This window comes from Vibrio sp. 970, assembly GCF_033339075.1.
Map to the genome: position 1 here is coordinate 1 of NZ_JAWOTW010000275.1, position 731 is coordinate 731.

Below are 731 nucleotides of genomic sequence, written 5' to 3' on the forward strand. Positions count from 1 at the left end.
ACATTATTCCAGTTTTAAAATACATATCTCTTTTATTAAATATAAACGAGATTCGTTCTTGCTTTTATTTGTGCATTAGATAATTATGTTTTTCTAATCTGTTAATGTCCATACAGCATAACCCGCCAAAAATTAACGCAATTTTTCTTCATTATTTTTCCTGTTTTATTTTGTTGAATATTCACTCTTTCTAAATTAATTAATTACATTAATTTAAACGTTTGCTTCGCGTTTTTTCGGGTAATTTTCTCGCCATTTATCAGAATTTGTTTTTACCCTTAATATAGTAGTAAATACTTAAGTAATAAAGTCATCAACAATAGGGATAGCGATTAATAAAACATCGTATTATTATCTCGCCCCTTGAGATGTAACAAATTATTACTAAAAATGAACAGAAATTATTATTTGATTTTTCTTGCTGCTTTACTTGCTGGTTGCGGTGGAGGAGGTGACTCCAAGCCGAGCAATACAAGCTCTCCAACTTCTATCACGAAGCAGAGTCGTCCACAGCTGATTGTTGAAGATGCCTCGTTGCAGTTTGAGGGTGTGGGAACCATCACTCAGACACTACTGAGCAACGTTCGCGGCTCAGTATCTTACCAAGTTATTGATTCAAATCCGCCGAATGTGGTGAGGGTGAATGATTCGGGTGTATTTCAAATCCTGCGTCCAGGCACCGCGATAATTCGTGCAACAGATACCAGTTCTGTGTATGAATCTTCTGAAAC

The 731-nt window shown here is 35.4% G+C and carries 1 pseudogene; it reads left to right on the forward strand.

The annotated features are described in order from the left end of the window. Positions 1-390 precede the first annotated feature (390 nt). Positions 391-731 (forward strand): annotated as a pseudogene (locus R7Q11_RS26150) (cadherin repeat domain-containing protein); the annotation flags it as partial.